At 44.7% G+C, this 933-nt stretch carries 1 protein-coding gene; it reads right to left on the minus strand.

Annotation, left to right across the window (positions count from 1 at the left end; all coding sequences use genetic code 11):
* Positions 1-39: 39 nt before the first annotated feature.
* On the minus strand, positions 40-933 hold an 894-nt coding region (locus tag A3761_RS24270; RefSeq protein WP_156492092.1), incomplete at its 5' end, for an ATP-binding cassette domain-containing protein.

Below are 933 nucleotides of genomic sequence, written 5' to 3' on the forward strand. Positions count from 1 at the left end.
TGATCATTTAAGGCTTGAGTGATAGGGGTTGAACGGAACTCAGTCATTGGAAACACCTCCCTTTCCATGACCTTGTTTATCATTGTGAGCACTTTGGCTCCCTGCCTGAATCAAGCCTCGCTTGAGCGCATCCAAAACACTTTCCTTTGGCCCATCAGCAACAATTTTTCCTTGATCCATCACGATAATTCGGTCCACCAGGGCCAGCAAAGAAGCCCGGTGCGTGCTAAGTAGCAGCACCTTATCCTTAGAGATATTCCGAATATTATTGATGATCATCTGTTCTGTCTGATTATCCATTGAAGAACTTAACTCATCAAATAACAATAAGTCAGGGTCATTGATAAGCGCTCTAGCGATTGCCACACACTGCCTCTGCCCACCAGACAAGCCTTTCCCTTGCTCTCCTATCGGCATATCCAAACCCATCTCATGAGTTTGAACCAATTCCGACAAACCTGACAAATCCACCGCTTTAAGCAAAGCTTCCTGCGGCACTTCTGGAGCCTTCATTAGGATATTTTCACGCAGACTACCGCTAAACAGGGTAATTTCTTGGGGAACATAAGCAATAGACGACCTTAGTTCACTTGCGTTCAAATGCTGAACCTCGAAGCCATTCACTAATAATTGTCCGGCATCAGCTCTACCAAAGCCCAGCAACAACCGCAGCAGTGAACTTTTTCCAGAGCCAATCTTTCCAATAATCCCTACTTTTTCACCTGCATTCAAAGACAGATTAATATCCTTCAAAACTTTAGGCCCACCCGAGTACGAAAAGGATAAATCTCGCATCTCGATGCTTGTTATTTTGCCCCCCAAACTCAGCGATTTAGAAATATCTTCCAATTCATCAGCACGCCGAGACAAATCATCCAAGCCCTTAAGCGCTGACCTTGCTTGTTGGTATTGAGATATCAGGTTAGCAATCTG

The organism is Oleiphilus sp. HI0123 (assembly GCF_001635315.1).